At 70.4% G+C, this 25,830-nt stretch carries 27 protein-coding genes and 1 pseudogene; 10 read left to right on the top strand and 18 right to left on the bottom strand.

All coding sequences use genetic code 11. The features are described 5' to 3' along the window. Window positions 1–5 precede the first annotated feature (5 nt). The 3 genes from HBB12_RS08665 to pedA1 all read right to left on the bottom strand — a co-directional run bounded on the left by HBB12_RS08665 (window position 6) and on the right by pedA1 (window position 3,002). On the bottom strand, window positions 6–431 hold the full coding sequence (locus HBB12_RS08665) for a cupredoxin domain-containing protein (protein ID WP_236988972.1): 426 nt from the start codon (window positions 429–431) through the stop codon (window positions 6–8). Between the two features lie 212 nt (window positions 432–643). Next, entirely contained in the window at window positions 644–1,609 is a 966-nt protein-coding gene (locus tag HBB12_RS08660) for a YVTN family beta-propeller repeat protein (RefSeq protein ID WP_236992704.1), read from the bottom strand. Window positions 1,610–1,733: 124 nt separating this feature from the next. Next, complete coding sequence (pedA1, locus tag HBB12_RS08655; protein ID WP_236988971.1) at window positions 1,734–3,002, bottom strand: lanthanide ABC transporter ABC transporter substrate-binding protein PedA1; 1,269 nt, start codon at window positions 3,000–3,002, stop codon at window positions 1,734–1,736. Between the two features lie 163 nt (window positions 3,003–3,165). On the opposite strand from pedA1, the gene HBB12_RS08650 reads away from it, so the two are divergent. From HBB12_RS08650 to fae, 6 genes are all read left to right on the top strand, one after another. Further along, on the top strand, window positions 3,166–3,675 hold the full coding sequence (locus HBB12_RS08650) for a DUF3280 domain-containing protein (protein ID WP_236988970.1): 510 nt from the start codon (window positions 3,166–3,168) through the stop codon (window positions 3,673–3,675). Continuing rightward, on the top strand, window positions 3,672–4,379 hold the full coding sequence (locus HBB12_RS08645) for a (5-formylfuran-3-yl)methyl phosphate synthase (protein ID WP_442919349.1): 708 nt from the start codon (window positions 3,672–3,674) through the stop codon (window positions 4,377–4,379). The genes HBB12_RS08650 and HBB12_RS08645 overlap by 4 nt, the downstream gene beginning before the upstream one ends. Before the next feature lie 451 nt (window positions 4,380–4,830). After that, window positions 4,831–5,811, top strand: a complete 981-nt coding sequence (gene mch / locus HBB12_RS08640; RefSeq protein WP_236988968.1) for a methenyltetrahydromethanopterin cyclohydrolase — start codon at window positions 4,831–4,833, stop codon at window positions 5,809–5,811. A 12-nt stretch (window positions 5,812–5,823) separates the two neighbouring features. Beyond that, a complete protein-coding gene (locus tag HBB12_RS08635) occupies window positions 5,824–6,738 on the top strand; it encodes an ATP-grasp domain-containing protein (protein ID WP_236988967.1) in 915 nt (304 codons plus the stop codon). After that, the gene (locus tag HBB12_RS08630) at window positions 6,738–7,622 is read left to right on the top strand and encodes a triphosphoribosyl-dephospho-CoA synthase (protein ID WP_236988966.1); all 885 of its coding nucleotides are present in this window, start codon (window positions 6,738–6,740) and stop codon (window positions 7,620–7,622) included. The genes HBB12_RS08635 and HBB12_RS08630 overlap by 1 nt, the downstream gene beginning before the upstream one ends. Window positions 7,623–7,834: 212 nt before the next feature. Continuing rightward, window positions 7,835–8,350, top strand: a complete 516-nt coding sequence (fae, locus tag HBB12_RS08625; protein WP_139033699.1) for a formaldehyde-activating enzyme — start codon at window positions 7,835–7,837, stop codon at window positions 8,348–8,350. Between the two features lie 164 nt (window positions 8,351–8,514). Here the strand turns inward: fae and HBB12_RS08620 are convergent, their stop codons facing one another. Continuing rightward, window positions 8,515–9,213: a HisA/HisF-related TIM barrel protein gene (locus HBB12_RS08620; protein ID WP_236988965.1), complete on the bottom strand. Its 699-nt coding sequence runs from the start codon at window positions 9,211–9,213 to the stop codon at window positions 8,515–8,517. Between the two features lie 38 nt (window positions 9,214–9,251). On the opposite strand from HBB12_RS08620, the gene HBB12_RS08615 reads away from it, so the two are divergent. Continuing rightward, the gene (locus HBB12_RS08615; protein WP_236988964.1) at window positions 9,252–10,307 is read left to right on the top strand and encodes a hydantoinase/oxoprolinase family protein; all 1,056 of its coding nucleotides are present in this window, start codon (window positions 9,252–9,254) and stop codon (window positions 10,305–10,307) included. 89 nt (window positions 10,308–10,396) lie between these two features. Here HBB12_RS08615 and HBB12_RS08610 read toward each other — a convergent pair whose 3' ends face one another. Further along, complete coding sequence (locus tag HBB12_RS08610) at window positions 10,397–10,885, bottom strand: BLUF domain-containing protein (RefSeq protein ID WP_236988963.1); 489 nt, start codon at window positions 10,883–10,885, stop codon at window positions 10,397–10,399. A 127-nt stretch (window positions 10,886–11,012) separates the two neighbouring features. Then, window positions 11,013–12,062, bottom strand: a complete 1,050-nt coding sequence (locus tag HBB12_RS08605) for a Rieske 2Fe-2S domain-containing protein (protein WP_236988962.1) — start codon at window positions 12,060–12,062, stop codon at window positions 11,013–11,015. 235 nt (window positions 12,063–12,297) lie between these two features. Between HBB12_RS08605 and HBB12_RS08600 the strand changes: the two genes are divergently transcribed. Further along, window positions 12,298–12,720 carry a DUF3597 domain-containing protein gene (locus HBB12_RS08600; RefSeq protein ID WP_236988961.1) on the top strand — a complete coding sequence of 141 codons (423 nt, stop codon included), beginning with the start codon at window positions 12,298–12,300 and terminating at the stop codon, window positions 12,718–12,720. Window positions 12,721–12,757: 37 nt separating this feature from the next. On the opposite strand, the gene HBB12_RS08595 is transcribed toward HBB12_RS08600, so the two are convergent. The 3 genes from HBB12_RS08595 to HBB12_RS08585 form a co-directional block, all read right to left on the bottom strand. Continuing rightward, complete coding sequence (locus tag HBB12_RS08595; RefSeq protein WP_236988960.1) at window positions 12,758–13,261, bottom strand: hypothetical protein; 504 nt, start codon at window positions 13,259–13,261, stop codon at window positions 12,758–12,760. 132 nt (window positions 13,262–13,393) lie between these two features. Next, complete coding sequence (locus tag HBB12_RS08590; RefSeq protein ID WP_236988959.1) at window positions 13,394–14,518, bottom strand: polyamine ABC transporter substrate-binding protein; 1,125 nt, start codon at window positions 14,516–14,518, stop codon at window positions 13,394–13,396. 1 nt (window position 14,519) lies between these two features. Further along, the gene (locus HBB12_RS08585; RefSeq protein ID WP_236988958.1) at window positions 14,520–14,879 is read right to left on the bottom strand and encodes a RidA family protein; all 360 of its coding nucleotides are present in this window, start codon (window positions 14,877–14,879) and stop codon (window positions 14,520–14,522) included. A gap of 174 nt (window positions 14,880–15,053) precedes the next feature. Here HBB12_RS08585 and HBB12_RS08580 point away from each other — a divergent pair, with 174 nt between their 5' ends. After that, window positions 15,054–15,326: a GlsB/YeaQ/YmgE family stress response membrane protein gene (locus HBB12_RS08580; RefSeq protein WP_236988957.1), complete on the top strand. Its 273-nt coding sequence runs from the start codon at window positions 15,054–15,056 to the stop codon at window positions 15,324–15,326. A 133-nt stretch (window positions 15,327–15,459) separates the two neighbouring features. On the opposite strand, the gene HBB12_RS08575 is transcribed toward HBB12_RS08580, so the two are convergent. From HBB12_RS08575 to rpsO, 5 genes are all read right to left on the bottom strand, one after another. Further along, window positions 15,460–15,702 (bottom strand): YgaP-like transmembrane domain, encoded by a 243-nt coding sequence (locus HBB12_RS08575; protein ID WP_236988956.1) that lies wholly within the window; start codon window positions 15,700–15,702, stop codon window positions 15,460–15,462. 133 nt (window positions 15,703–15,835) lie between these two features. Beyond that, window positions 15,836–16,468 (bottom strand): glutathione S-transferase family protein, encoded by a 633-nt coding sequence (locus HBB12_RS08570; RefSeq protein ID WP_236988955.1) that lies wholly within the window; start codon window positions 16,466–16,468, stop codon window positions 15,836–15,838. Between the two features lie 94 nt (window positions 16,469–16,562). After that, on the bottom strand, window positions 16,563–16,802 hold the full coding sequence (locus HBB12_RS08565; protein WP_236988954.1) for a helix-turn-helix domain-containing protein: 240 nt from the start codon (window positions 16,800–16,802) through the stop codon (window positions 16,563–16,565). 263 nt (window positions 16,803–17,065) lie between these two features. Beyond that, window positions 17,066–19,234 carry a polyribonucleotide nucleotidyltransferase gene (gene pnp / locus HBB12_RS08560; RefSeq protein WP_236988953.1) on the bottom strand — a complete coding sequence of 723 codons (2,169 nt, stop codon included), beginning with the start codon at window positions 19,232–19,234 and terminating at the stop codon, window positions 17,066–17,068. Between the two features lie 230 nt (window positions 19,235–19,464). After that, the gene (rpsO, locus tag HBB12_RS08555; RefSeq protein WP_048427462.1) at window positions 19,465–19,734 is read right to left on the bottom strand and encodes a 30S ribosomal protein S15; all 270 of its coding nucleotides are present in this window, start codon (window positions 19,732–19,734) and stop codon (window positions 19,465–19,467) included. A 318-nt stretch (window positions 19,735–20,052) separates the two neighbouring features. On the opposite strand from rpsO, the gene HBB12_RS08550 reads away from it, so the two are divergent. Beyond that, window positions 20,053–20,589, top strand: coding sequence for a DUF892 family protein (locus HBB12_RS08550; RefSeq protein ID WP_236988952.1), 537 nt, complete (start codon window positions 20,053–20,055; stop codon window positions 20,587–20,589). A gap of 45 nt (window positions 20,590–20,634) precedes the next feature. Here HBB12_RS08550 and relB read toward each other — a convergent pair whose 3' ends face one another. The 4 genes and pseudogenes from relB to HBB12_RS34470 all read right to left on the bottom strand — a co-directional run. Beyond that, window positions 20,635–21,042 (bottom strand): type II toxin-antitoxin system RelB family anti-toxin, encoded by a 408-nt coding sequence (gene relB, locus HBB12_RS34475; protein ID WP_442919242.1) that lies wholly within the window; start codon window positions 21,040–21,042, stop codon window positions 20,635–20,637. 331 nt (window positions 21,043–21,373) lie between these two features. Next, window positions 21,374–22,183 (bottom strand): exodeoxyribonuclease III, encoded by an 810-nt coding sequence (xth, locus tag HBB12_RS08545; protein ID WP_236988951.1) that lies wholly within the window; start codon window positions 22,181–22,183, stop codon window positions 21,374–21,376. Window positions 22,184–22,316: 133 nt separating this feature from the next. Further along, window positions 22,317–23,261: an outer-membrane lipoprotein carrier protein LolA gene (locus tag HBB12_RS08540; RefSeq protein ID WP_236988950.1), complete on the bottom strand. Its 945-nt coding sequence runs from the start codon at window positions 23,259–23,261 to the stop codon at window positions 22,317–22,319. A 127-nt stretch (window positions 23,262–23,388) separates the two neighbouring features. Continuing rightward, window positions 23,389–24,939: pseudogene (locus HBB12_RS34470) on the bottom strand (DNA translocase FtsK); the annotation flags it as partial. Between the last annotated feature and the right edge of the window lie 891 nt (window positions 24,940–25,830).

The raw sequence follows: 25,830 nt of genomic DNA, 5'->3' as shown, positions 1-25,830 counted from the left end.
CCCTGTCACTTCACGATGAAGCGCCCGGTCATGCCCCGGCTCTCCAGCCCCTGGACCGACCACGGGAACTCGCCGGCCCGCACCGTCACGAACTCCACCGCGATCGTACCCTGGTCGTCGAATTCGAGGTGGTGCGGCGGCCCGGCCATGTGCACCTCGAGGTGGTTGATGACGATCTGGTTCATCCACACGCCGCGGAAGAACTCGCTGGCGAAGAACTTGTACTCCTTCTGCCCCTTGGCGACGATGCGAAGACGGTAGGACTTGCCGGCCTCCATCTCGATGTCCTTCGCCGGCACGGCATAGTCGTTGTCCTCGGCGCCCAGCACCAGATCGGGCAGGTCGGTGCGGCCCTTGGTGAGGTCGTGGGCGGAGGAGGTGGTGGCGAGGAGGCTGGCCGCGAGGGCGGCGGCGGTGAGAAGGGCGCGCATGATCTGTCCGGGTGAGAAGTGGGGCTCTCCCCCCTCTCCCGAGTGGGAGAGGGGCCGGGGGTGAGGGTGCTACGGTTCCGCAGAAGGCTCAGACCGTTCCGCCACCGGCACCAGACTCAGCGTTTCACGCGGAAGCGTGTCACCCTCACCCCTACCCCTCTCCCACTCGGGAGAGGGGATCCCGCGCCTTTTCAGGACGCGGCTCACGATTTTTACTGCGGCGAGACCGCGACGCCCCAGGGGAGAAGCCCGACCGGGATGCTCTTCGTCACCTTCAACGCCTCGACGTCGATCACCGAGACGTCGTTCGAGGTGCCGTTGGTCGAAAACAGCAGCTTCTGGTCCGGCGTGAAGGCGAGTTGCCACACCCGCTGGCCGACCGGCAGGTATTTCTGCACCTCGTAGGTCTTGGCATCGACCACCGCGACCCGGTTGGCCGGCCCGAGGGCCACGAAGGCCTTGGTTCCGTCCCTGGTCAGGCGGATGCCGACCGGCTGGATCTGCTCGTCGGTGATCCCTGCGATCTTGAAGGTGATCTTCTTCACCACCTTGCGGGTCTCGACGTCGATCACCGAGACCGTGCCGCCGACCTCGGCCGAGACCCACAGCCACTTGCCGTCCTGGCTGAACTCGGCGAAGCGGGGCCGCGCATCGACCAGCACGTTGTCGATCACCTGGAAGGTCTTGGTGTCGATGAAGTGGGCCATGTTGGTCGTCTCGGAGGTATTGACCAGGATCGACCCGTCCGGACTCAACCCCATTCCCTCCGGCTCGACGCCGACCGGCACCTCGGCCACCACCTTGTTCTTCTCGATGTCGAGCACCGTGACTTGGCTGTCGTCCTCATTGGCGATGTAGAGCGGGTTGCCGGAAGGATGCGCGATGAACTGCTCCGGGTCCGGCCCCGAGCGCAGCGAGCGGACGATCTTGCCGGTCTTGGTGTCGAGCACGTCGATGCGGTCGTCGTCGCTGGCGCAGACGTAGAGCAGGCTCCCATCCTTGCCCACGGTGATCCCCCGCGGCCGCCGCCCGACCGGCCAGGTCGCCGTGACCTTCAGGGTCTCGACGTCGATGACGCTGACCGAGTTGCCCTTCTCGTTGCTGACGTACACGGTGGTGGCGTGGGCGGGTGCTGCAAGAAGAGCAACCGCAAGGGCTGCGGCTTGCGCCGGTCTCATCCGGTGACGGCTCATTCGTCCTCCCTTCCGGCCGCGCTCTTCGCCCACGGTCCGTCTCTGGTCGCGCTCGTTGCTCTTACCTGACCCGCCGCGCCGCGGCGGGCGAGACCGACTTATGGCCGGGTCACGACTTCGCCAGCCTGCACTGCGTCTCCGGCAGGTCCACCCCCAGCGTGTCGAGCAGCGTGCGCTGGTGCAGGTAGCCCTGCTCCGGCGCCACCGCCACCAGGGCCTGGGGCTGCACCAGCAGCATCGGCTGGCGCAGCTGATGATCCCAGGGGCGGAAGCTCAAGGCCACGCCCTTGTAGCCCGGCAGGGTGAAACCCGGATCGGCGATGGCGGCGCTCAGCGCCGCCGGATCGGTGGTCTTCTTCTGGAAGGCGGCCTCGCCGACCGCCCGCACCGACGCCCAGACCTGGTAGTCGAGGGGGCGCATCAGCCGGCCGGCGAGGCGGCGGAAGCGGTTCTGGGCCTGGGCGGCGCCCCAGACCTCGAGCGTCGGGTGCCAGGTGGTCGGGACGAGCCCCTGCGTGCCGACGACGGGCCGCGGATCGACGGTGTGGAACGGCACGTAATCGCCGAAATCGCCGGCTTCGTCGGCCACCACGGCGACATCGTAATCGAGCCCGCGGGTGAAGACGAGGGCCTCGGCCCGGGTCGGGGTGTCGCCCCGCGCCCGCGCCAGGGGGCCGAAGGTCCAGGGCCGCTCGGCGCTGATCTGGAGCCCGAACTTCTTCGCCGAGCGCTTCATCGCCTCGGCCCACAGCTTGTCGCCGTCCTGCGGACCTGTGATCAGGAAGAGCTTGCGCCAGCGCATGAAGGCCAGGAACTGCGCGAGCGCATCGGTCTGCATCGCCCGGCTCGGGGCGACGTGGAACACGTCGGCCCGGCAATCGGTGCCGCGCAGGCGGTCGTCGGGGGCGGCGGCGTTGAACAGGGTGACGCCCGACCCTTTGAGGGCGTCGGCCACCGCCAGCACCTCGTCGGCGGAGAGCGCCAGCACGATGAAGCGCAGGCCCTTCGCCACGAGCCCTCGGGCGGCCTCGACCGGGCTCTGGGGCGGCGCCTCGCCGGGGGCGGCGGTGCCGAGCGCCACCGCATCGAGGGCGTAGCTCTGGCGCACGAAGCGGCCGGTCGTGGTGTTGTCCTGGATCGCCAGCTTGGCGCCCGCCAGCCCCTCGTCCTCGGGTGCGGCCTGGGCGTCGTACGAGGAGGGGGCCGGGGCCGGCCGGTAGACCAGGCCGATGCGGATCTCGGATGCCTGCGGTGCGGCGGCTTGCGCCTGCGGGGCGGCCGCTTGCGGCGGGCCCGGAGCCTGCGCGAGAGCGGCCGGGGCCGCCAGACCGGCGAGGAGCCCGAGGGAGGCGAGGGTGGCCTTGCGGAACTGTGCCATGCGGCAGGCACGCTACCAGGGTTTCTCGCGCGGCCTCAACGTCTGTTCGATGAGGATTTCGTAAGACGCCATCCCACCCTTGCCGATCCTGCCCCAAAAGTCCGAACACGGCTCGCGGGGGAGCGCGTTGCGCATCCCCGCGCCGGCATGCGAGGGTCGGGCGATGTCGTTCCTTCGCGCCCTTCCCGCTCTCGCGGTCCTGCTCGTCGGCCTGCCGGCTGCCGCCGCGCCGAACGACGTGGCGGTGTTCGGGATCGAGCTGGCGGAGCCCGGCACGATCGGGCCGCGGCCGCTGAAGCCGCAGGATGCGCGACGCCTGGGCCTGGCCACCGATGCCCTGCGCCGGGAGGTGGCGAGCCGCGGTCTCGACCCCGTCGATCTCGCGCCTCAGGCCGCCGCGATCCGGCGCGACGCGCCGTTCTACAAGTGCGAGGGCTGCGCCGAAAAAATCGCCCAGGCGGCGGGGGCGGCGCTCGTCGTCTACGGCTACGTCCAGCGCAGCGCGCCGCAGGTGCTCAACCTGACCATCACCGTCACCGAGGCCGGAAGCGGCAAGGTGCTGCGCGGCGGCCAGGTCGTGATCCAGGGCGACACCGACGACACCTGGCTCCATGGCGTGCGCTCCCTGGTGAAGAACCGCCTCTTCGCCGAGCCGCTGCCGAACCGGTCCTGATCCCCGTGCCCGACCTGTCTTCTCCCCGCGTCCGCCTCCTCGTCAGCGTACGCGACGCCGCCGAGGCGGCGCTCGCCCGCGACCACGGCGCCGATCTGATCGATGCCAAGGACCCCGACCGCGGCGCCCTCGGGGCGCTTGCGCCCGACACCGTCCGGGCGATCGCGGCGGCCTCGGGCGACCGGCTGACGAGCGCGGTGGCGGGTGAGCCGCAGGACGGCCGCGAGGCCTCCGCCTGCCTGGCGGCTTTGGCCGGCACGGGCGTGCGCTACCTCAAGATCGCCTGGGCGCCCGGGCGTGACGCGACCGGCCTGGTCCTGCCCGCCGGCCTCCCGGTGATCGCCGTCCTGTTCGCCGAGGACGGGCCGGCAGGCGCCGACGTGCCGGCGCTCGCTGCCGCCGGCTTCTCCGGCGCGATGATCGACACCAGAGCCAAGGACGGCCGGCGCCTCACCGACCACTTGTCCGTGTCGCGGCTCGCCGGCTTCGCGGCGTCGTGCCGGGCGCACGGCCTGCTCTCCGGCCTCGCCGGCTCGCTCGCCCTCGACGACATCCCGGCACTCGCGGCGCTCGGGCCGGGCTATCTCGGCTTCCGCGGGGGGCTGTGTGGGCAGGGGGACCGGACAGGCCGCCTCGACCCGGCGCGGATCGCGGAAGCGGTGCGGCGTCTGGCGGCGATCGTGCCGTGTACCGAGGCGGCGTAGGCGTGCCGGGGCGGGATGGGGGTGCCCGGGGAAAGCCCTTCAAAGATCGATCGCGGGATCCCCTCTCCCGTGTGGGAGAGGGGCAGGGGGTGCGGGTGGAGACGGCGCCGCAAAAGGACTGAACCGTCTCGCTGCCAGCACCACGCTCGGAGTTCTGCGCTGAAGCGCGTCACCCTCACCCCCGACCCCTCTCCCGCACGGGAGAGGGGAGACGCGCCATTCCTCTCGCCGGACAGACTTGCTGTTTCCGGGGAAGGGACGGAGTGAGGAGTCGGGCTCTCTGTGCCCGCGTTCCGCACTTGATCCTGAACCGTCCCACCCTCACGCTGCCTCCTCTCCCACGCGGGGGCGGGGGAACCCCACGTTTCGTTCGTCACCCCACGGGGCCTGTCCAAGACCCCGACCGATCATACCGGGGCATCCTCCGACCCCGGACCCGAGGGAGTTATCCATGAGTTCATCCGCCGCCCCGTCCCGCCCGAGCGTGAACGCGCTCGCCGCTCCCCTGGTCGAGGCCCTGGCCGCCGATGCCGTGAAGCTCCGGCTCGCCGTGACGCGGGCGCCGGAAGGGGCGCGGCTGATCGATGCCGGGGCGGGGGTGCGCGGCTCGATCGAGGCCGGACGGCGCATCGCCGAGATCTGCTTAGGCGGCCTCGGCACCGTGACGGTGAGCCCCGCCGGCCCGCTGGAGGCCTGGCCCTTCACCCTGACCGTGCACAGCGCCGACCCGGTGCTCGCCTGCCTCGGCAGCCAGTATGCCGGCTGGAGCCTCGCCGACGAGGAGGGCGATTCGGGCTTCTTCGCCCTCGGCTCCGGCCCCGGCCGGGCGGCTGCCGCCGTGGAGCACCTGTTCGAGGAACTGGCCTATCGCGACGAGGCCTCGCGCATCGCCCTGGTGCTCGAATCGGGCAGCCCGCCGCCGGCCTCGGTGACCGCCAAGGTCGCGAGTGCCGCGGGCGTGGCGCCGTCCGACGTGACCTTCGTCTACGCCCCGACCCAGAGCCTCGCCGGCGCGACCCAGGTGGTCGCCCGGGTGCTGGAGGTGGCGCTGCATAAGGCGCATTCGGTCGGGTTCGACCTCAATGCCATCGTCGACGGGCTCGGCGCCGCGCCGTTGAGCCCACCGCATCCGGACTTCATCCAGGCGATGGGCCGCACCAACGACGCGATCATCTATGGCGGGCGGGTGCAGCTCTTCGTCGAGGCCGACGATGCCGACGCCAAGGGACTGGCCGAGGCCCTGCCGAGCACCACCTCGCGCGACCACGGTGCGCCCTTCGCGGAGATCTTTTCCCGCTTCAACGGCGATTTCTACGCCATCGACAAGCACCTGTTCAGCCCGGCCGAGGTGATCGTGACCTCGCTGCGCTCCGGCGCCAGCCACCGCGCCGGCCGGTTGGTGCCGGAGTTGGTGGCGCGCTCCTTCGCTTGAGAGAACCGATCGATGCGGATCGGGCTCGCGGCCGATAACGGCGCCTGGCACAAGGCCCGGCTGCTGACCGCCCTGACGGATCTCGGCGCGGCGCCGGTCCTGTTCTCGCTGGCCGACGTCACGATCGAGACCGGATATCCGGAGCCCCTTCGGGTGCCGGGCTTCGGCGGCGACCTGCCGGACGGGGTGCTCCTGCGCACCATCGCGGGCGGCACCTTCGAGGCGACGACGATGCGGCTCGGCGCCCTGCACGCGCTCGTGGCCGCCGGCACCACGGTGTGGAACGGGCCGCAGGCCATCGAGCGCTCGGTCGACAAGGCGATGACGAGCCTGCTGCTCGCCCGCCACCGCATCCCGACGCCGGAGACCTTCGTGCTCTCGCGCCGGGACGCCGCCGCCGAGGTGGTGGCCCGTGAGGCGGGTCCCGGGCGGCCGCTGGTGCTCAAGCCTCTGTTCGGCTCGCAAGGGGAGGGGCTGCAGCTCATCTCACGGCCCGACGAGCTGCCGCCCGAGGAACTGGTCGGGCGAGTCTACTACCTGCAACGCTACGTCGCCCGCCATGACGGGGCCTGGCAGGATTACCGGGTCTTCGTCTGCGCCGGCCGGGCCATCGCCGGGATGATCCGCCAGGGCGACGGCTGGATCACCAACGTCCATCGCGGCGGCCGGCCGCTGCCCTGGCGCCCGCCGGTCCGGGCGGTGGCGCTCGCAGAGGCGGCCGCCGACGCGGTGGGATGCGGCTACACGGGAATCGACCTCGTGGAGGACGGGGAGGGCGGCTTCCAGGTGCTCGAAGTCAACAGCATGCCGGCCTGGTCGGGCCTGCAGCAGGTCACGCCGGTCGACATCGCCCGGGAGGTCGCGGCCGGCTTCCTGGCGGCGGTCCGGGCGGGGCGGACGCCGCGCCTCGTCGCCGAGGGGGCGTGATGCCGGCCCTTGCCCCGCCGGCCCTTGCCCCGGCGACGATCGCAGAAGCCTATCTCGCGGCCTGCCGGGCGGAACTGGCGGCGATCAAGCCCGGCAACGTCCACGTCCACGCCGCCGGGCACCGGATGAGCGTCGCGGATTTCGAGGCGAGCGCCGCGCTCTCCGCCCCCCCTCTCACGGCGCCCGGCGCCCGGGTCGGGGCGCGGATCGAGGGCGCGGTGGCCGCCACCCGCGCAGGCGTCGGCCAGAACACCAATCTCGGCATCGTGCTGCTCTGCGCCCCGCTGGCCGCCGCGGCCGAGCGGCCCGGGCCGTTGCGCGACGGCCTTGGTTGCGTGCTGGCCGGGCTCGACGCGGCCGATGCGGCCGGACTCTACGCGGCGATCCGGCTCGCCAATCCCGGCGGGCTCGGCAGTGCGGCGCGCCACGACGTGACGGCCGAGGGCCCGCCGCCCCCGTTCCTCGCCGCCATGGCGGAGGCGGCGGTGCGCGACCGGATCGCGCGCGCCTACGTCAGCGGGTTCGAGGACTTGTTCACGGTCGGCCTGCCCGCCTTGGCGGCGGCCCGCGCCCGGGGCTTGGCCGAGCCCTGGACCACGACGGCGGTCCATCTCGCCTTCCTGACCGGATTCCCCGACAGCCACATCGCCCGCAAGTTCGGCGCGGCGACCGCCGAGCGGGTGCGGGCGGAGGCCGCTTCCGCCCTGCGCGGGCTGACCCTGGGGGAGGGCGCGCGGGCGGCCCTGCTGGCCCACGATTCCGCACTCAAGACCGCCGGGTTCAACCCCGGTACCAGCGCCGACCTCACGGTGGCGACGCTGTTCCTCGACGCCGTGCAGCGCCTGAAGGACGGAGAGCCCGCGCAACCTGCCAATAAGTCTTAACCCAGACCCGGCTTTCCTTCCGTCGCCGGGCGCAAAATGGCCCAATGTACCGGTCGAGCCGGCTTGTTCAGGGTTCGGCGGCGCTGTAGGGTCCGCCCGCCATCCAGAGAACCGGTTCGGCTCGCGCTGAACGCCGACAGCAAGGATGGCGGTGCTGCGCCGCACTGTTCCAGCGGCCGGCTAACCTTATCGATATTTGGGAGAACCCCCACATGGCGACGATCAATAAGGTGATGGTGGGCGAGGCCCTCGTCGGTGACGGCAACGAGGTCGCCCATATCGACCTCATCATCGGCCCGCGCGGCAGCGCCGCCGAGACGGCGTTCTGCAACAGCCTGACCAACAACAAGCACGGCTTCACCAGCCTGCTCGCGGTGGTGGCGCCGAACCTGCCGTGCAAGCCCAACACCCTGCTGTTCAACAAGGTGACCATCAACGACGCCCGCCAGGCCGTCCAGATGTTCGGCCCGGCCCAGCACGCCGTCGCCAAGGCGGTGCAGGATTGCGTGGCCGAGGGCATCATCCCGGCCGCCGAGGCCGACGACCTGTACATCCTGGTCGGCGTGTTCATCCACTGGGAAGCCGCGGACGACGCCAAGATCGAGAAGTACAACTACGAGGCCACGAAGCTGTCGATCGAGCGCGCCATCAAGGGCACGCCGACCGCCGCCGAGGTCACGCAGCAGTACAAGACCGCCCAGCACCCCTTCGCGGCGAACGTCGCCTAGACAGGAAACCGTCCGGAACAGCCAGCGGCACCTCCCCCGCCGCCCCCGCCGCCTCCGCCGCAGGGACTGTTCCAGCGACTGGCCTCCATCTTCCTCGGACGCTGAATGCAACATCGGGAGGGCCCTTACGGGGCCCTCCCTTCTCGTTTGCGGGTCCTCGCGGTTCAGGCCCGCAGCCGCCCGTCATGGATCGCGCTCGCCACCAGCACCCCGGCGGCGCCCGCCGCCTCCAGCACCGGCAGGTCCTCCGGCCCGCGCAGGCCCCCGGCTGCGTAGAAGGCCGTGTGAGGCGATCGCGCCTTGAGGGCGCGTAAGGTCGCGAGATCCGGCCCCGCACCGCTGCCGACCCGCGACAGGGTCATCACGATCACCTCCGGCGGCCAAGCCGACGGGTCCACGTGCAGCTCGGCCGCGCCCATCGGCACGCCATCGCGGCTGTCGAGGGAGAGTATCGCCCGGGCGCCGATCCGACGCACCAGCATCGCATCGGCCTGGCTCTCGCTGCCGAGCACCGGCCGGCCTGAGCCCGCAGCCAGGAAGGCCGCCACGCCCTCGTCGGTCGAGAAACCTGCATCGACCCAAAGCTCCACCCCCGGGCAGGACGCCGTGATCGCCCTCAGGGAGTCGAGGTCCGGCGGCGTCCCGTCCATGATCGCGTCGAGATCGGCGACGTAGAGCCGGCGCGCCGGCCAGGCTGCGAGGAGGCCGTGCGCCACCTCGGCAGGGGCGGGGCTGCCCGAGAGCGGCGTGACGATCGGCGCGTAAGCCTCGCGGTCGCCGGCGCGCGCCCGCACCACCACGCCGCCGCGCAGATCGAGGACCGGCACCACCTCGGTCCGGGTTGCGGAAGCGGGCCCGCTCATGCCACCCCGCCCCGATCCATCCCGTGCGAGACCCGACCGTGACCCATCTCCATCCCTCCGCCTCGCTCCGTCGCGTCATCGGCTGGGACCTCGGCGGGGTCCATGTCAAGGCGGCGCTGGTCGAGGATGACCGCGTGCAGGCGGTGGTCCAGGCGCCGTGCCCGCTCTGGAACGGCCTGCCGGCGCTGGATGCCACCTTCGCGGCCCTGCCGGACTGGACCCGGGAACCCGCCCGTCACGCGGTGACGATGACCGGAGAGCTGACCGACTGCTTCGCCGACCGCGCCGACGGCGTGGCGCAACTCGCTGCCTGGGCCGCCAGGACCCTGCAAGGCGAGGTGGCGGTCTATGCCGGGCGGGCGGGCCTCGTCGCGCCCGACGCGGCCTCGTCCCATGCCCCCGACATCGCCAGCGCCAACTGGCACGCCACCGCCGCCCTGATCGGAGCCTTACGGCCGGACGCGCTCCTCGTCGATATCGGATCGACCACCGCCGACCTGATCCCGATCCGGGGCGGGCAGCCCCGCCCGATCGGCTACAGCGATGCCGAGCGGCTCGAGACGGGGGAGCTGGTCTATACCGGCGTGGTCCGCACGCCGCTGCTGGCCCTGTCGCAGACCGCGCCGTTCCGCGGCCGGCGCACGGCGCTGATGGCGGAGTGCTTCGCCACCACGGCCGACGCCTACCGCCTGCTCGGGCTGCTGCCGGAGGCGGAGGACCAGCAGGACAGTGCCGACCTCAAGGGCAAGTCCATCCCCGAGACCGAGATCCGCCTCGCCCGGATGATCGGCCGCGACCGCCACGAGGGCTCGGAGGAGGACTGGGTGCGACTCGCGGGCTTCTTCGCCGAGGCGCAGCTGCGTCTGCTGCACGATGCCGCCGGCCTGATCCTGTCCCGCGGCGAGCTGTTCGAGACGGCGCCGATCGTGTACTGCGGCGCCGGCCGCTTCGTCGCCACGCGCCTCGCCGCGCGCCTCGGGCATCCGGCGGAGGATTTGGCGGACCTGATCGCGCCGCGCCTCGCCGCCGAAGCAGCCGCCTTCGCGTCAACCTGCGGGCCGGCGGTGGCGGTGGCGGTGCTGGCAGCGGGATGAACTGGTGATACGGCGTCCGGAAGGAATCCTCCGGAAGCCGTGTCACTCTCAGCTTACAGCAGAGCAATCCCCTCAAACAGGCTGTCAGGTCAGAACCGCCGCGCGAGGGCGGCCCCGAGACCATCCTCGCGCGCACCGAGCCACGGCATGCTGATCGGGCTGTCGACGAGGACGAGCAGGGTCCGGCGCAGGAGCCGGTCCAGGGTCTCGGGCCCCCCGACCGGGCCGAGCCCGATGCCGTTGAGCCGGTCGTCGAGTTCGCGGGTGGTACCGAGAAACCCCATGGCCCAGCCGTCGAAGCGGCGCTCGGCGGTGAAATCCATCTCGATCACCGCCAGGGTGTGATGGCGCCGATCGGCCAGGATCGATTCGAAGATCGGCTGGACGCTGGATCGCGGGCCCTCCAGCACCTGGAAGAAGCCGAGGCCGGTATAGACCAGGACGCCCGAGACATCGGCCGCCCGGTTGCGCTGCCGGGCCGTGGCGAGCAGGTTCGCGATATGGCCGTGACCCAGCATCACATCCGCCGGATGCGCGGCGGCACTCTTGTAGATGATGCGGAAGATGTCCTCGGACATCCGATTCTCCGGGCAGCGACTCGACCCTGAATAGGCCAAACGATGCGGGTCGCGATAGCGCCCGGACACACAACCGGAAGAATTCTGCGTCAGGGCCTCTACCCAGGATGGAATTCCCAGGCCGAACTCAGCTGCGCCAGCGCAGTTCCCGCGGCTCCAAGGGATTGACGAAGGCAGCCTCGGCCTCGCGGGCGCGCAGGAACTCGCGCTTGAGGCTGAAATACCATTGCGACTGCACGTCGCTCTCGCCCATCAGCACCATGGCGGGCTTCCGGTCGAGGCCGCGCTGGGCGATCTGGAGCACGTCCCGGTCCTGGCCGAGGAACTGGCGCATCAGCGGCCGGGCGACGGGCTTGAGCAGGTTGAGCGCCGGAATGTTCCAGTACATCGCATTGATGAGCGCGGTGCGCCCGTTCGCCAGCGGCGCGGCGAAGGTGTAGTTGGCCAAGCGCTTCTCGCCGGCGGTGATCCGCTCCAGCCGCACCCCCGGCAGCCGGAACTCGATCTCGACCTCCGGGATCGAGCCGAGCAGGCGGTAGGCGAGGGAGGCGGTCTTCGCGGTGTGGCTCGTCATGGTGAAGCCGAAGGGCGAGGGCGCGAAGTGCTTCACCTTCTCCTTCATGGTCTTCGACGGGCGCCACCACCAGGAATCGTGCACGTAGGCGACGTGGGCCGGATCGACGAAGCTCAGGGCGACGAGGTCGAACGAGGCCTCGACCTCCAGGATCTCGACGAGCTGGCCGCAATACTTGAACTCGACCTCCGGGATCGGCGGCGCCGCGTCCGGGTTCGCACCCGCGGGATTCGCGCTCGCATGGATCCAGATCAGGCCGGATTTCTCGGCAATCGCGAAGCGGGCGAGGCGGACCGAGGCGAAGTTGGCGTCGTCCCGGCGGGCGAGGGCCGGAATCGCCGCGCAGGCGCCGTCGGGCCGGAACTGCCAGCCGTGGAACGGGCAGACGAGGTTGCCGTCGACGATGCGGCCGGCCGAGAGCGCCATGCCGCGATGGGGGCAGCGGTCGCGCAGCGCGAACAGCGCACCCGATTCCTCGCGCCCGACCACCACGGCCTCCTCGCCGAGGCTCACAGACCGCATACCCCCGGGCCGCAGGCTGCGGCTCTCGCCGACGCAGTACCAGACGTCGTCGAGCGCCCGGCGGATCGGATCCCCTGTCATGCCTCGTCCACGGCCTTCGATCTCATCGGCCCCGTGTCGAGGCCGGCGCAACGTCCTTACCCGATCCGGCGGGTCCGTGAAGCGGCCGGAAGCGCGCATCTCCCCTGCGGCGAGGAACGGGAAGCGGGGCGGTTCGTTACCGTGACGACGGTGCCGCAGGGCGAGCGCACCCTATATCCGCCCACGGCCGCATGGTCGCGGGCGCCACCATGAGCCCTTGACGGAGGATGACACGATGAGCCTGCTCGGGACGATCGTCAGCAAGATCCTGCACCCCTTCGGCGGCGGCGACGCCCAGGCGCAGACGTCGGACGCGCCGAAGACCGACACCTCCACGGGCGGCGCACTCGGCGGCGGCTCGGACGCGTCTTCGGGCGCCAGCGTGCCGAAGGTCGACGGGAAGGTCGATGTCGAGGCGGTGCTCAACGACCTCGCCGCGAAGGCCGGGCAGCCGCTCAACTGGCGCACCTCGATCGTCGATCTGATGAAGCTGCTCCATCTCGACAGCAGCCTGTCGGCCCGCAAGGAGCTCGCCAAGGAGCTGAACTACACCGGCGACACCGACGACTCGGCCACGATGAACGTGTGGCTGCACAAGCAGGTCATCAAGAAGCTGGAGGAGAACGGCGGCAAGGTGCCGGACGACCTCAAGGATTGATGAGTCCCGGCCCTCTCTCGCCAAGAGGGGGCCGTCCTCACGACAGGCCGTCGTCCGGCCCGCCCTTCCCGGGGAGACGCCGGACCTCGGCGAGGAGACGCTGCGCATCGGCGACGGCATGTCCGAGCCCGAGGCGCGCCTGCCGCACTCGCGCGGCGAAACCGGTGGCCATCCAGTGCAGCCTCTCGGCCTCGGCGCGCATCTCCGCGGCCGCCAGCATCAGGTCGTCCAGGCGCTCGCAAATCTCGGACAGGCTCATGTCCCGGGACAGGGAGGGCAGGCCGGGGACGGCAGCGGCCTCGGGCAAGCAGACCAGCGGCAGGCGGGGCCAGGCCACCCGCAGGCGCGCGGCGATGCCCGGCAGCTCCGGCGAGGCCGACAGGCCCGGGCTCACCAGCGCCAGATCGACCACCCACCCTCCGGCGATGGCGGCCGGCACCGGATCCAGTTCCGTCCCCACGGCATCGACGATGCCGTAGCCCTTGGCGGCGAGCTGCCCGGCGAGGGGCGGCACCGCCTCGCCGGCATCGCGGAGCATCATCAGGACGGGTTCGCACGGATCACCCATCCCTCCCGGTTAGCATGCCGTCCGTGCCGGCAGTACCGGCCGTTTGGTCCAAACGCGGCTCGAACTTGCCCGGGACTTGGCCGGAGCTTGGCCGGACCTTGGGCCTCACCGCCCGGTGCGGACGCGGGTCCAGAGCCGCGTCACCACCCGCTGGGTGCGGTCGTCGTAGGCGGTGTTGGTGAACAGCCGCCGGAAGGTCGCCTCGTCCGGGTAGATGCCGGGATCGGACAGGATCTCGGGGCGGATCAGGGTCTTCGCCGCCAGGTTGCCGCTCGCGTAGGAGACGAAGTTGGTGTTGGCCGCCGCCACCTCGGGCCGCATCATGAAGTCGATGAAGGCGTGGGCCTCCGCCGCGTGGGCCGCGTCCTTGGGGATCGCGAAGGCATCGAACCACATCAGGGCGCCCTGCTGCGGGATGTAATAGGCGATGTCGACGTCGTTCTTGGCCTCGCGGGCGCGACGGCGGGCCTGCAGGATGTCGCCCGAATAGCCGACCGAGAGGCAGACGTCGCCATTGGCGAGCTGGTTGATGTACTCGGAGGAGTGGAACTTCTGCACCGCGCCGCGGATGCGGAACAGCGCGTCGCCCGCCTTGTCGAGGTCGTCGACCCGGCGCGAATCGGGCTTCAGCCCGAGCGCCTGGAGCACGCTCGGAATGATATCGTCGGGAGAATCCAGCATCGTGACGCCGCAATCCTTGAGCTTGGCGATCAGCTCCGGGCGCAGGACGATGTCCCAGGTGTTGAGCGGCTGGTTGGGCCCCAAGCGCTCGCGCACGAGCGCGGTGTTCACCCCGATGCCGGTGGTGCCCCACATGTAGTCGACGGCGTAGGCGTTGCCCGGATCGTAGGCCGCGAGCCGCGCCGTCACCTCGGGCCAGGCGTGCTTGAGGTTCGGCAGCTTGGCCTTGTCGAGGGGCTGGAAGGCGCCGGCCTTGATCAGGCGCTGCAGGAAGGGCCCCGTCGGCACCACGAGGTCGTAGCCCGAGCGGCCGGCGAGCAGCTTGGTCTCGAGGATCTCGTTGGTGTCGTAGGTGTCGTAGACGACCTTGATGCCGGTCTCGCGCGTGAAGGCGTCGAGCATCTTGGGGTCGATATAATCCGACCAGTTGTAGATGTTGACGACCCGCTCCGGCGCGGCCGCGACTGCTGGCCCCGTCGGGAACCCAGCCGCCAGAGCGAGAAGGCAGGCGGTGGTCGCCCGCAGGAAGCCGCGCCGGAGGAGCCGCATGTCAGGCCTTGACCGCGGCGATGATCGAGATCTCGACCTTGTATTGCGGGCCGGCGAGCTTCGCCTCGACGGTGGCGCGGGCCGGGGTGTGGCCTTCGGCGACCCAGCCGTCCCAGGCACGGTTCATCTCGGCGAAGGTCGACATGTCGGCGAGGTAGATCGTGGCCGAGAGCAGACGGGTCTTGTCGCTGCCGACGGTCGCGAGCAGCGCGTCGATCTGGGCCAGGATGTCCTTGGTCTGCGCCTCGACGCCCTCGTTGTTCGAGACGTTGTCCGCGACCTGGCCGGCGAGGTAGGCGGTGCCGTTATGGACCACCGCCTGGCTCATCCGGGGGCCGGTGTCGAAACGGGTGATGGTCATCGAAACACTCCTCGAGGCGCTGGAATGGCGCTCCGGCGCCTTGTGCCGCCGAACCGAGGGCCACGTAAAGGCCTCGCGCCATCCACAGCGTTCCGAAGCGCGAAGTTCGGCGCAACCATGGCCGGACCTCGTGCGTTTGCCCTGCATCGAAGCGGAGCCGAAGGGCAGACCCCAATGCTTGCGATCCTGTGGACCATCATCATCGGCTTCGTCGCCGGTGTCATCGCCAAGTTCATCATGCCCGGCTCGGCCAACGAGCCGAGCGGCTTCATCATGACCACGCTGCTGGGCATCGTCGGCGCCTTCGTGGCGACGTTCCTGGGTCAGCTCACCGGCTGGTACCCGCCCAACGAGGGCGCGGGCCTGATCGCCTCGGTCGTCGGCGCCGTGATCGTCCTGGCGATCTACGGCTTCATCCAGGGCCGCCGCCGCACCACGGTCCTCTGATATCCGGGAAGCCGGCGGGACACCGCCGGCCATCCTGTACGAGACAAGGCCCGCGCCGGCAGCCCGGTGCGGGCCTTTTTTCGTTCGCACAAAGGCACAAAGGAAAGGGGCGCCGAATCGGCGCCCCCCGGGATCAAATCCGCGCCGGCTCGTGGGAGCCGCTGTTCATCAGCGACTTGGCGGCGCAATGGCCGGTGGCGCCGCGGATCGCCAGGAGCGAGCCGGCGACCAGGGCCGCGAGGCTCAGGAACTTGTTCGGCCGGGGCTGCGCCGCCGCCGCGGCCAGCCCGAGGCCGAGCACGACCGAGATGGCGCGCTCCTTGGTGGTCAGGTTGCGCTCGCCGCCGAACACGTCGTGCATCAGGTCGTTGGCCATGGGGTCTCCGTCAGGGTCGGTCGCGGAAGAATTCCGCTGCGTCGCGGTGCGAACGCGGCCGGAGGCCGGACGTTCCCTGGCGAAAGCTCCGCTCGGCCCTTGCGGCGTATCGCTCAAGCCTGCGGCGCTTCTCTCAGGCCTGCGGCGCTTGTGCGATCAGCCGGTCGTCGATCTCCCGGGCGCGCACGGCCGCCGGCCGGCCGGCGAGGCGGGCGACATAGGCTTCGTAGGCAGGGCGTCGCTCGATGCCGCCGAACTGCATCCCCCACATCAGGTGCGACCCGAGATAGAGATCGGCGGCCGAGAAGCGCCCGCCGGCGAGGTAGTCTCTGCCCGAAACCGCGCCTTCGAGGGCGTCGAGCACCTCCGCCATGCTGCCGTACCCGACCATGCGGCGCCTGTCCTCCGGCACCTCGACGCCGAGCGCCTTGTCGGTCACCGCCGCCTCGACCGGGCCGGCGGCGAAGAACAGCCAGCGGTAATAGGCGCCGCGCTCCGGATCATCGATGGCCGGGGCGAGGCCGGCCTGCGGGAAGGCATCGGCCAGGTAGGCGCAGATCGCCGCCGTCTCGGTCACGGTCACGCCGCGATGCACGAGCGCAGGCACCTTGGCGAGCGGATTGATGGTGCGGTAGGCGGCATCCTTCATCGTCTGCCCGTAGCCGAGGATTTCGGTCCGGTAGGGCGCCCCGACCTCCTCCAGCATCCAACGGACGATGCGCCCGCGGGACATCGGGTGGGTGTAGAAGACGAGATCGTCGCTCATGCGCTGCCTCCCCGGCGGGCGAATCGGCTGCGGCCCGCGGCAGACCTTTAAGCAGGGGCGGAGGCGGACGGGAAGAATGATGGCGGCAGGCGGCTCACAGTCCCAGGAACAGCGCGGCCGGAAAGCCGAACCGATCTGCAAGCGCTCGCGCCTGACGCAGGTTGATCTGGCGCTTCCCGGCCGGGATCTCTGACACGACCGACGGCCCCCCGACCTCCGGCAGATCGGATTGCCCCAACCCGCGCTCCACCATGATCACGCGCAGCACCTCGGCTCCCGTGGCCACCGGAAGCGGGCGATGCTCCTCGTCGTAGGCTTCGATCAGGTCGCCCATACGGGACGCCAGAAGGGCGAGGGGATGATCCTCATCTCGCCAGCGAAGGGGCCGAGCACCTCGTCCAGTTGCTCGACGAGCCGCTGGTACGCGTCATCCGTCGTCAAATCAGTTGCCCGCCGACCGGGATGCAAGGCACGTCGCAGTATCAACGTGCCTGACGCAGCCTTTCGCAGCGGGCACAAAAAAGCGCGGCCCCGCAGGGCCGCGCTTCCAGGGCATGGCGGCGGAAACCGTCCGGCCCCCGCCGACCGCCTCAGCGATCACTCGCCGCGGGGCTGCCGCTCGCGCGAGCGGTCGGCGTCGCGCTGGGCCTTCAGCTTCTCCGTCAGGTCCTCGCCGGTCTCCTGGTCGACGACCTTCATCGACAGGCGGATCTTGCCGCGATCGTCCTGGCCGAGGAACTTCACCTTCACCTTGTCGCCCTCCTTCACCACGTCGGTGACCTTGGCGACGCGCTGGGCGGCGAGCTCGGAGATGTGGACGAGACCGTCCTTGGCGCCGAAGAAGTTGACGAAGGCGCCGAACTCCATCGTCTTCACGACGGTGCCCTCGTAGATCATGCCGACCTCGGCCTCGGCCACGATCGAGCGGATCCAGTTGTAGGCCGCCTTGATCGCCTTGCCGTCGGCCGAGGCGATCTTGATGATGCCGGTATCCTGGATGTCGATCTTGGCGCCGGTCTTCTCGACGATCTCGCGGATCACCTTGCCGCCGGTGCCGATCACTTCCCGGATCTTGTCGGTCGGAATCTGCATCGTCTCGATGCGCGGCGCATGCTCGCCGAGCTCGGGACGGGCGGCGGTCAGCGCCTTGGACATCTCGCCGAGGATGGTCGCGCGACCGTCCTTGGCCTGGGCGAGCGCCACCCGCATGATCTCCTCGGTGATGCCGGCGATCTTGATGTCCATCTGGAGCGAGGTGATGCCCTCCTCCGTGCCGGCCACCTTGAAGTCCATGTCGCCGAGATGATCCTCGTCGCCGAGGATGTCGGACAGCACCGCGTAGCGCTCACCCTCGAGGATGAGGCCCATGGCGATGCCGGCCACCGGACGGCGCAGGGGCACGCCGGCATCCATCAGCGACAGCGAGGCGCCGCAGACCGAGGCCATCGAGGACGAGCCGTTCGACTCGGTAATCTCCGACACGACGCGGATCGTGTAGGGGAACTCGTGGGCGGCCGGCAGGACCGGGTGCACGGCGCGCCAGGCGAGCTTGCCGTGGCCGATCTCGCGGCGGCCGGGCGAGCCCATGCGGCCGGTCTCGCCCACCGAATAGGGCGGGAAGTTGTAGTGGAGGAGGAACGTCTCCTTGTAGGTGCCCGAGAGCGCGTCGATGAACTGCTCGTCGTCGCCGGTGCCCAGCGTCGCCACCACCAGCGCCTGGGTCTCGCCGCGGGTGAACAGGGCCGAGCCGTGGGTGCGGGGCAGCACGCCGACCTCGGAGACGATCGGGCGGACGGTCTTCACGTCGCGGCCGTCGATCCGGGAGCCGGTGTCGAGGATGTTCCAGCGGACCACCTTCGACTGGGCCTCCTTGAAGGCGGCCTTGATCTTCTCGGCCTCGAAGCGGGCCTCGCCCTCAGGCGGCGCGAGGGCTGCCATCACCTTCGCCTTCACGGCGTCGACGGCGGCGTAGCGCTCCTGCTTGACGGTGTTCTTGTAGGCCTCGCGCAGATCGGCCTCGCCGACCTCGAGCACGGCCTTCTCGACCTCGGAATTATCCGCGGGCTGGAAGTTGCGCGGCTCCTTGGCGGCCTTCTCGGCGAGGCGGATGATCGCCTCGATGACCGGCTGGAAGTGCTTGTGGCCGAACATCACGGCCCCGAGCATCACGTCCTCGGACAGCTCCTTCGCCTCCGACTCCACCATCAGCACGGCGTCCTGGGTGCCGGCGACGACGAGGTCGAGGGTCGAGCCCTCCATTTCCTGGATGGGCGGGTTGAGCTTGTACTGACCGCCGACATAGCCGACGCGGGCAGCCCCGATCGGGCCCATGAACGGCACGCCCGACAGGGTCAGCGCCGCGGAGGCCGCCACCATGGCGAGGATGTCGGGATCGGTCTCGAGGTCGTGCGAGAGCACCGTGACGACGAGCTGGGTGTCGTTGCGCCAGCCCTCGACGAAGAGGGGGCGGATCGGCCGGTCGATCAGGCGGGAGACCAGGGTCTCCTTCTCGGAGGGACGGCCCTCGCGCTTGAAGTAGCCGCCCGGGATGCGGCCGGCGGCGTAGGTGCGCTCCTGGTAGTTCACCGTGAGCGGCAGGAAATCGATGCCGGGCTTCGGCTCCTTCATCGACACCACGGTGGCGAGCACCGAGGTCTCGCCGTAGGTGGCGACCACGGCGCCGTCGGCCTGGCGGGCGACCTTGCCGGTCTCGAGCACGAGCTTGCGCCCGCCCCACAGCAGCTCTTCGCGTTGAACGTCGAACATGTTCGTCATGCCTTCCTGCGGTCCGGGAGGGCGGCGCCAGCGCAAGACGGCGAGGGGCTCATTGAGAGCCACCGGCGATCCTGCCCTGGCGGTCGCGGCCCGCATTCTTCAGTGCGGGTCCCGGATTAAGGGCGGCCGGACCCATTCCGGCCCACCCGGGACGGGGGAGCCTCGAGGCTCACCCGCGAAAACGCGGCCCGGACCGGTGCCCGAACCGCGTGAGGTCCACCTTAGCGGCGGATGCCGAGGCGCTCGATGAGGGCGCGGTAGCGGGCCTCGTCCTTGCGCTTCAGGTAGTCGAGGAGCGACCGGCGCTGCGACACCAGCTTGAGCAGGCCGCGGCGCGAGTGGTTGTCCTTGGTGTGGGTCTTGAAGTGCCCGGTGAGGTTCTGGATCCGCTCGGTGAGGATCGCGACCTGCACTTCCGGCGAGCCGGTGTCGGTCCCGCCGCGGGCATGTTCCTTGATGAGCGCGGTCTTGCGCTCCGCCGTGATCGACATCGCGTGTCCTTTCAGTGCTACGGGTTCACGAGGTGCGCGGGCTCTTGAGGGAGGCCGCCTTCCGCAAGGGCTCGGCCGGGCCGGGATGTCGTCCAGCGCGGTCTGCCAAGGCGAAAAACCTCGCCGTGTGCGGGCGAGGGTGGCGCAGCCTATACACGATCCGTCGCCCCTTGCCACTCCCCTGTGGCCTGCGTGCCATTCTGACCGCGCGCGGTTTCGTCACGCCCATGCCGGCTGCATCCGGGAACGGCCGAGGTCGAACCCGAGATACCCCCACGTAGTTTGCCCGCCATTCTCCACCCCACGAGAGGATGTGCGATGACCACGACCGCGACCGCGGCCAAGAGCGACGAGACCGTGCAGGCGATCTACGTCACGGCCCTGCGCAACACCCACGCCCTGGAGAAGCAGGCGGCGCAGATGATCCAGCGCCAGATCGAGCGCTACGAGCACTATCCCGACCTGACCCAGGCGCTGCGGCTGCACAGGAGCGAGACCGACCAGCAGGTCACCCGCCTCGCCGACCTGCTGCACCGCCACGGCGAGGACCGCTCGCTCCTCAAGGACGTGGTGACCCAGACGGTGGGCAATGTCGCGGCGCTCGTCCACAGCGTGACCGGCGACGAGGTCTTGAAGAACCTCTATACCGACTACTCGGTCGAGACCTACGAGATCGCCGCCTATACCTCGCTGATCACGCTGGCCGAGGAGGCCGGGCACGCCCGCGACATCGAGACCCTGCGCCTGTCTCTCAAGGAGGAGGAGCGGATGGCCGAGGCGGTGTTTGCTCAGATCGTGCCGGTGACGAAGGGGTTCGTCGCCAGGGAAGCCGCGGGCGAGAAGGCGGATCGGTAGGGCGGACGGGGAGGGGTGGCGCGTAGCGCTCCGCCCCTTCGCCCGTCAGTCCCGCTCGAAGGCGCACTCGATCCGGCGGCGGGCTCCCGTCGCCTCAGCGAAACGGCGCAGAGAGGTCGTGGTCGGCGCTGCCTTGCCTGTCTCCCACCGTGCCACCATCGCCTGCGAGGCACCGATGCGCCGGGCGACCTCCGCCTGAGAGAGCGTCGAGGCCTGCCGAGCCCCTCCGCCATGGCGAAGGCCAGTGCCATGGCCGGAGAGACCTCCTCGTAGGAAGCCCGATACCACGGGTCCGCGTGCCAACGCTCGCGGATGCTCTGGAATGGGATTGGCGTCACGGCGTCGGCGCGGGAACTCACGGGATCTCGTCACCGGGGTCGGGCGCACGTCCGGCGCCCGATCGAGGATTGCCAGGGCGGCAGCGACATCGGCCCGCGCTACGCGCTCGCGCATGGTCCGGAACCTGCGCTGCTGATCGACGCCGTCGGTGATGAGGCCGAGGAGCGTCTGATCCAGGGGGTGCCCTCTTCCGTCGCAGCATCCTGTGCCTGCTGCATGACCGTGTCCGGAATCTGGAGGGCGACCGATGCCATGACCGGAGTAGAGACTCGATCGCGGGCGAGCGCAAGTTGAATGACGGACGGCCCCATGGGAACGACGGTCGCCTCATCTTGCACCGTCAGCGGCTATGGACCCCAGATTCTCGTCTTCGACGAGCCCCGTGATGACGTGGAGAGCTGTCGACTTCGGCGCCAGATCGATCGATCCGGTCGTTGCCGAACCTCTACAGCTCCAATTCGACCGTCACCGGCACATGGTCCGACGGCTTCTCCCAGGCCCGGGCATGCCGCGCCACCGTCACCGACTTCACCGTATCGGCGAGGTCCGGCGTGACCCAGATATGGTCGAGTCGCCGTCCCTTGTCGGCCGCCGCCCAGTCGGGGGAACGGTAGCTCCACCACGTATAGATCTTCTCCGGCGGCGGGCGCAGGTGGCGCATCGTGTCGATCCAGCCGGCCTCGCCCCTTAGGGATTCCAGGCGCTCGGTCTCGATCGGGGTGTGGCTGACCACGTCGAGCAGTTGCTTGTGCGACCAGACATCGTGCTCGAGCGGCGCCACGTTGAGGTCGCCGACGAGGATTGCCGGACCCGAGGGGCGCCGGCCGCCCCAGGCGCGCAGCTCGTCCATGAAGGAGAGCTTGTGGGCGAATTTGTCGTTCAGCTTCGCGTCCGGCACGTCGCCGCCGGCCGGGACGTAGAAGTCGTGGATCGCGATGCCGGCCGCAAGGCCCGCCTCCGGTCCGAGCACCGCCGAGATGTGGCGCGCGTCCTGGCGCTCGCAGAAGCTCATCACCTCGCGGGTGACGAGCGGCAGGCGCGAGAGGATCGCGACGCCGTTATACCCTTTTTGCCCGGCGAAGACGACGTGCGGATAGCCGAAGCTCTGCAGCTCCTTCAACGGGAAACGGTCGTCCGGGCATTTGGTCTCCTGGAGGCAGAGCACGTCGGGCTTCGCCTCGTCGAGGAAGCGACGCACGAGGTCGATGCGCAGGCGGACCGAGTTGATGTTCCAGGTGCTGACGGTGAGGCGCAACGGTCGAGGTCTCGAAAGCAGGAGTAAAACCGCAGCGCGTTCAAACGCGCCGGCTGAGCCCGACTGGGCGTCGGCGCTCATGCGCCGGACGCTTCGCCATCGGCCTGTCGATGGCGAAGCGCACTGGGATGGATCAGTTGGGACGGGCCTGCTGCATCTTGGCTTCCAGCTCCTTGTCGACCGCCCGGCCGTAATTGATGACGAACAGCATGCCGTCGACGGCGCGGCCGCGCTGGAGGTTGGAGAGCAGCACGGTGGTCTGGTAGCCCTGCGGGTCGGTGATCCGCCACTGGCTCAAGGTCTTCATCGCGTCGTCGAAGTAGAGCGCGATGCGGGAGGTGCCCCCCAGCGTCGAGCGATCGTCGAGCACGATGCGGATGCCGCCGGGCTCGGCCGCGACGTCGGTGACGGTGAGGTCGCGGGCGAGGTCGATCTTGTCGCGGAGCAGGAATTTCAGTGGTGTCTGCGAGATGAAGTAGAGGTCCTGGGTCGCCAGCTTGCGGTCGCGCACGGCCACCGAGGTGCCGTCGGCGATCACCTCGAGTGTCGAGGGCTGGTCGTAGTCGAAGCGCAGGCGTCCGGGCTTGGCGAGGTAGAGCTTGCCGCCGATCTTGCGCCCGTCGGCGCCGATCTGGATGAAGTTGCCGGTCAGCGTCGAGACGTTGTTGAAATAGGCGTTGGCGCGCTCGATCACCGCGGCCGGATTGGCGGGATCGACAGCGGCCGCGGTGGTGGCGGCGGCGACCTGCTGTGCCGGGCGGCCGGCCTCGGGGGCGGCCGGGACGGCGGCGGTCTCGACCGGCTCGGGCGCAGTGCCCCTGGCCCCGCCGAGGGAAGTCGGCCGGCGCGGCGGAAGCGGCGCCCGGGCGGCGGAGGGTCCGGCCGGTGCCGCCTGGCTCGGGGCGGCGGGCGCCACGTCCGGCTGCACCTCGGGCGCCGGGTCCTTGCGGCCGAACAGACCGTCGAGGAACGACGACACCTGCGCCTGGGCAGGCGCCGCGCTCACCAGGGCGGCGACCGAGAGAGCGGCGCCGAGGGACACCGCGCGGAGCGGGCCGGAGCGGGGACGGCCGGTCATCGGCAGGGTTCTCCGTATGGGCGAAGGCGGGGCAGGCCGGCACGCCGGCCCGGAAGGCTGGCGTGCCGCAGGGGCCGGTCCGGCCATAGAGCCGCCCCCTGTGGCGAATATGCGACGGCGGGGCGGCTCACGCCTCGTCGGCCCCGGGCTGGGACCCCGGCTGCGGCGCGGGCTCGATCAGGATCTCGCGCTTGCCGGCATGGTTGGCGGGGCCGACGATGCCCTCGCGCTCCATCCGCTCCATCAGCGAGGCCGCCCGGTTGTAGCCGATCTGCAATCGACGCTGGATGTAGCTGGTCGACGCCTTCTTGTCGCGCAGCACCACCGCCACCGCTTGGTCGTAGAGGTCGGCGGTCGGGTCGCCGAAGCTGCCCTGGTCCATGACCGGCGTGTCCTGCGCGGCGGCCGCGGCCTCCTCGGCCTCCTCGTCCGCCGTGACGGCGTCGAGGTAGGACGGGCGGCCCTGGCGCTTGAGATGCGCCACGACCTGCTCGACCTCGTCGTCCGAGCAGAACGGGCCGTGGACCCGGGTCGTCCGGCCGCCGCCGGCCATGAACAGCATGTCGCCCTGGCCCAGCAACTGCTCGGCGCCCATCTCGCCCAGGATCGTCCGCGAGTCGATCTTCGAGGTCACCTGGAACGAGATCCGGGTCGGGAAATTCGCCTTGATCGTGCCGGTGATGACATCCACCGACGGGCGCTGCGTCGCCATGATCAGATGCAGGCCGGCGGCGCGGGCCATCTGGGCGAGACGCTGGATCGCGCCCTCGATGTCCTTGCCCGCCACCATCATCAGGTCGGCCATCTCGTCGACCACGATCACGATGTAGGGCAGGGCGGTGAGGTCCATCACCTCGTCCTCGTAGATCGCCTCGCCGGTCTCGCGGTCGAAGCCGGTCTGGACGGTGCGGGTGATCACCTCGCCGCGCGCGCGCGCCTCCGCCACCCGGGCGTTGAAGCCGTCGATGTTGCGAACGCCGAGGCGCGCCATCTTCTTGTAGCGCTCCTCCATCTCGCGCACCGCCCATTTGAGGGCGACGACCGCCTTCTTGGGATCGGTGACGACCGGCGAGAGCAGGTGCGGGATGCCGTCATAGACCGACAGTTCCAGCATCTTGGGATCGACCATGATCAGGCGGCACTCCTCCGGCTTCAGCCGGTAGAGCAGCGACAGGATCATGGTGTTGATCGCGACCGACTTGCCCGAGCCGGTGGTGCCGGCGACCAGCAGGTGGGGCATGCGGGCGAGATCGGCGATGATCGCCTCGCCGCCGATATTCTTGCCGAGGCAGAGCGCGAGCTTCTGCTTGGTCTCGACGAAGGCCGGCGAGGTCAGGAGTTCGCGTAAGTACACCGTCTCGCGCTTGAGGTTCGGCAACTCGATGCCGATGGCGTTGCGGCCCTGGACCACGGCGACGCGGGCGGAGATGGCCGACATCGAGCGGGCGATGTCGTCGGCGAGCGAGATGACGCGGCTCGACTTGGTGCCGGGCGCCGGCTCCATCTCGTAGAGCGTCACCACCGGGCCCGGCCGCACGGCGAGGATCTCGCCGCGCACCCCGAAATCCTGGATCACCTGCTGCAGCTGGATGGCGTTGTCCTCCAGCATCTCGGGATCGAGGTTGCTGCCGTCCGATTCCCGCGGCTCGGCCAGGAGGTCGACCGAGGGCAGCTCGTAGGGCACCTCGACCAGCCGCGAGACCTGGCGCAGCGGGATGGTGGCGACCGGCGCCAGGATGTCGTCCTCGTCGTCCCCGTCATCGTCGGCATCGAGGCCGAGGTCGCAATCGAGGCCGGCCGTGCCGATGACCAGCCCGTGCGGCTCCGCCAGCGACATCTCCGGCAGGGCAGGCGCCCAGGACGGTGCCGGCGCGACCGTCCCCGGCTCGGGGGCCGGGGTAACGGCCTGCTCGGAGACCGGCACCGGCTGCTGCGGGTCGAACGTCGTCGGCTGCGCAGCGACCGGCGCTGATTGCGATGCAACCGGCCCCGGTTGCGCAGCAACCGGCAGGATGATGCGCGGCGGACGCGGCGGGGAGGGCAGGGTCGGGGCGGGCGGCAGCGCGTTGAGGCGACCGGTCGGCACGTAGACGAAGGGCTGCGCCCCCCGCGGCGCGGCGGGAGCGGTGGGTTCTGCTGCAGGCCGATCCCCGACGGGCGCCTGAGGGAGTTCGTACGCCGCCCCGGGCTGCGCGACGGGCTGCGCGTCCGCAGCGATGAACGACCACGGCACCGGCGTGAAGGCCAAGGGCGCGGCGGGAAGAGCGGGCTCCGACGCGACGGCCGGCGCCACCTCCATCGCGGTCTCGACCTTCGCCTCGGCCTCGACGGCGACGGAGGGCGGCATCGGCGCGGCCGGAGGCTCGGGCGCCACCGGAACGGGCAGGAAGGCCGTCTCCGTGAAGGGCACGTAGGTGAGCGCCAGCAGCGGGGCGGGCGCCGGCAGCAGGATCGTCTCGGGCGGCAGGTCGCGAGCAGAGTTCCGCTCCCCGGCGACGCCGGCTTCGGCCACCTCGTCCATGGGCGCGATCACCGCCGCGACGGCATCCATCCCAGGCTCGACGGCCGT

This window comes from Methylobacterium sp. SyP6R, from assembly GCF_019216885.1.
Taxonomy (GTDB): Bacteria; Pseudomonadota; Alphaproteobacteria; order Rhizobiales; family Beijerinckiaceae; genus Methylobacterium.
The sequence above is the reverse complement of the archived record's forward strand: the minus strand, read 5'-3'. Positions and strand labels throughout refer to the sequence as shown.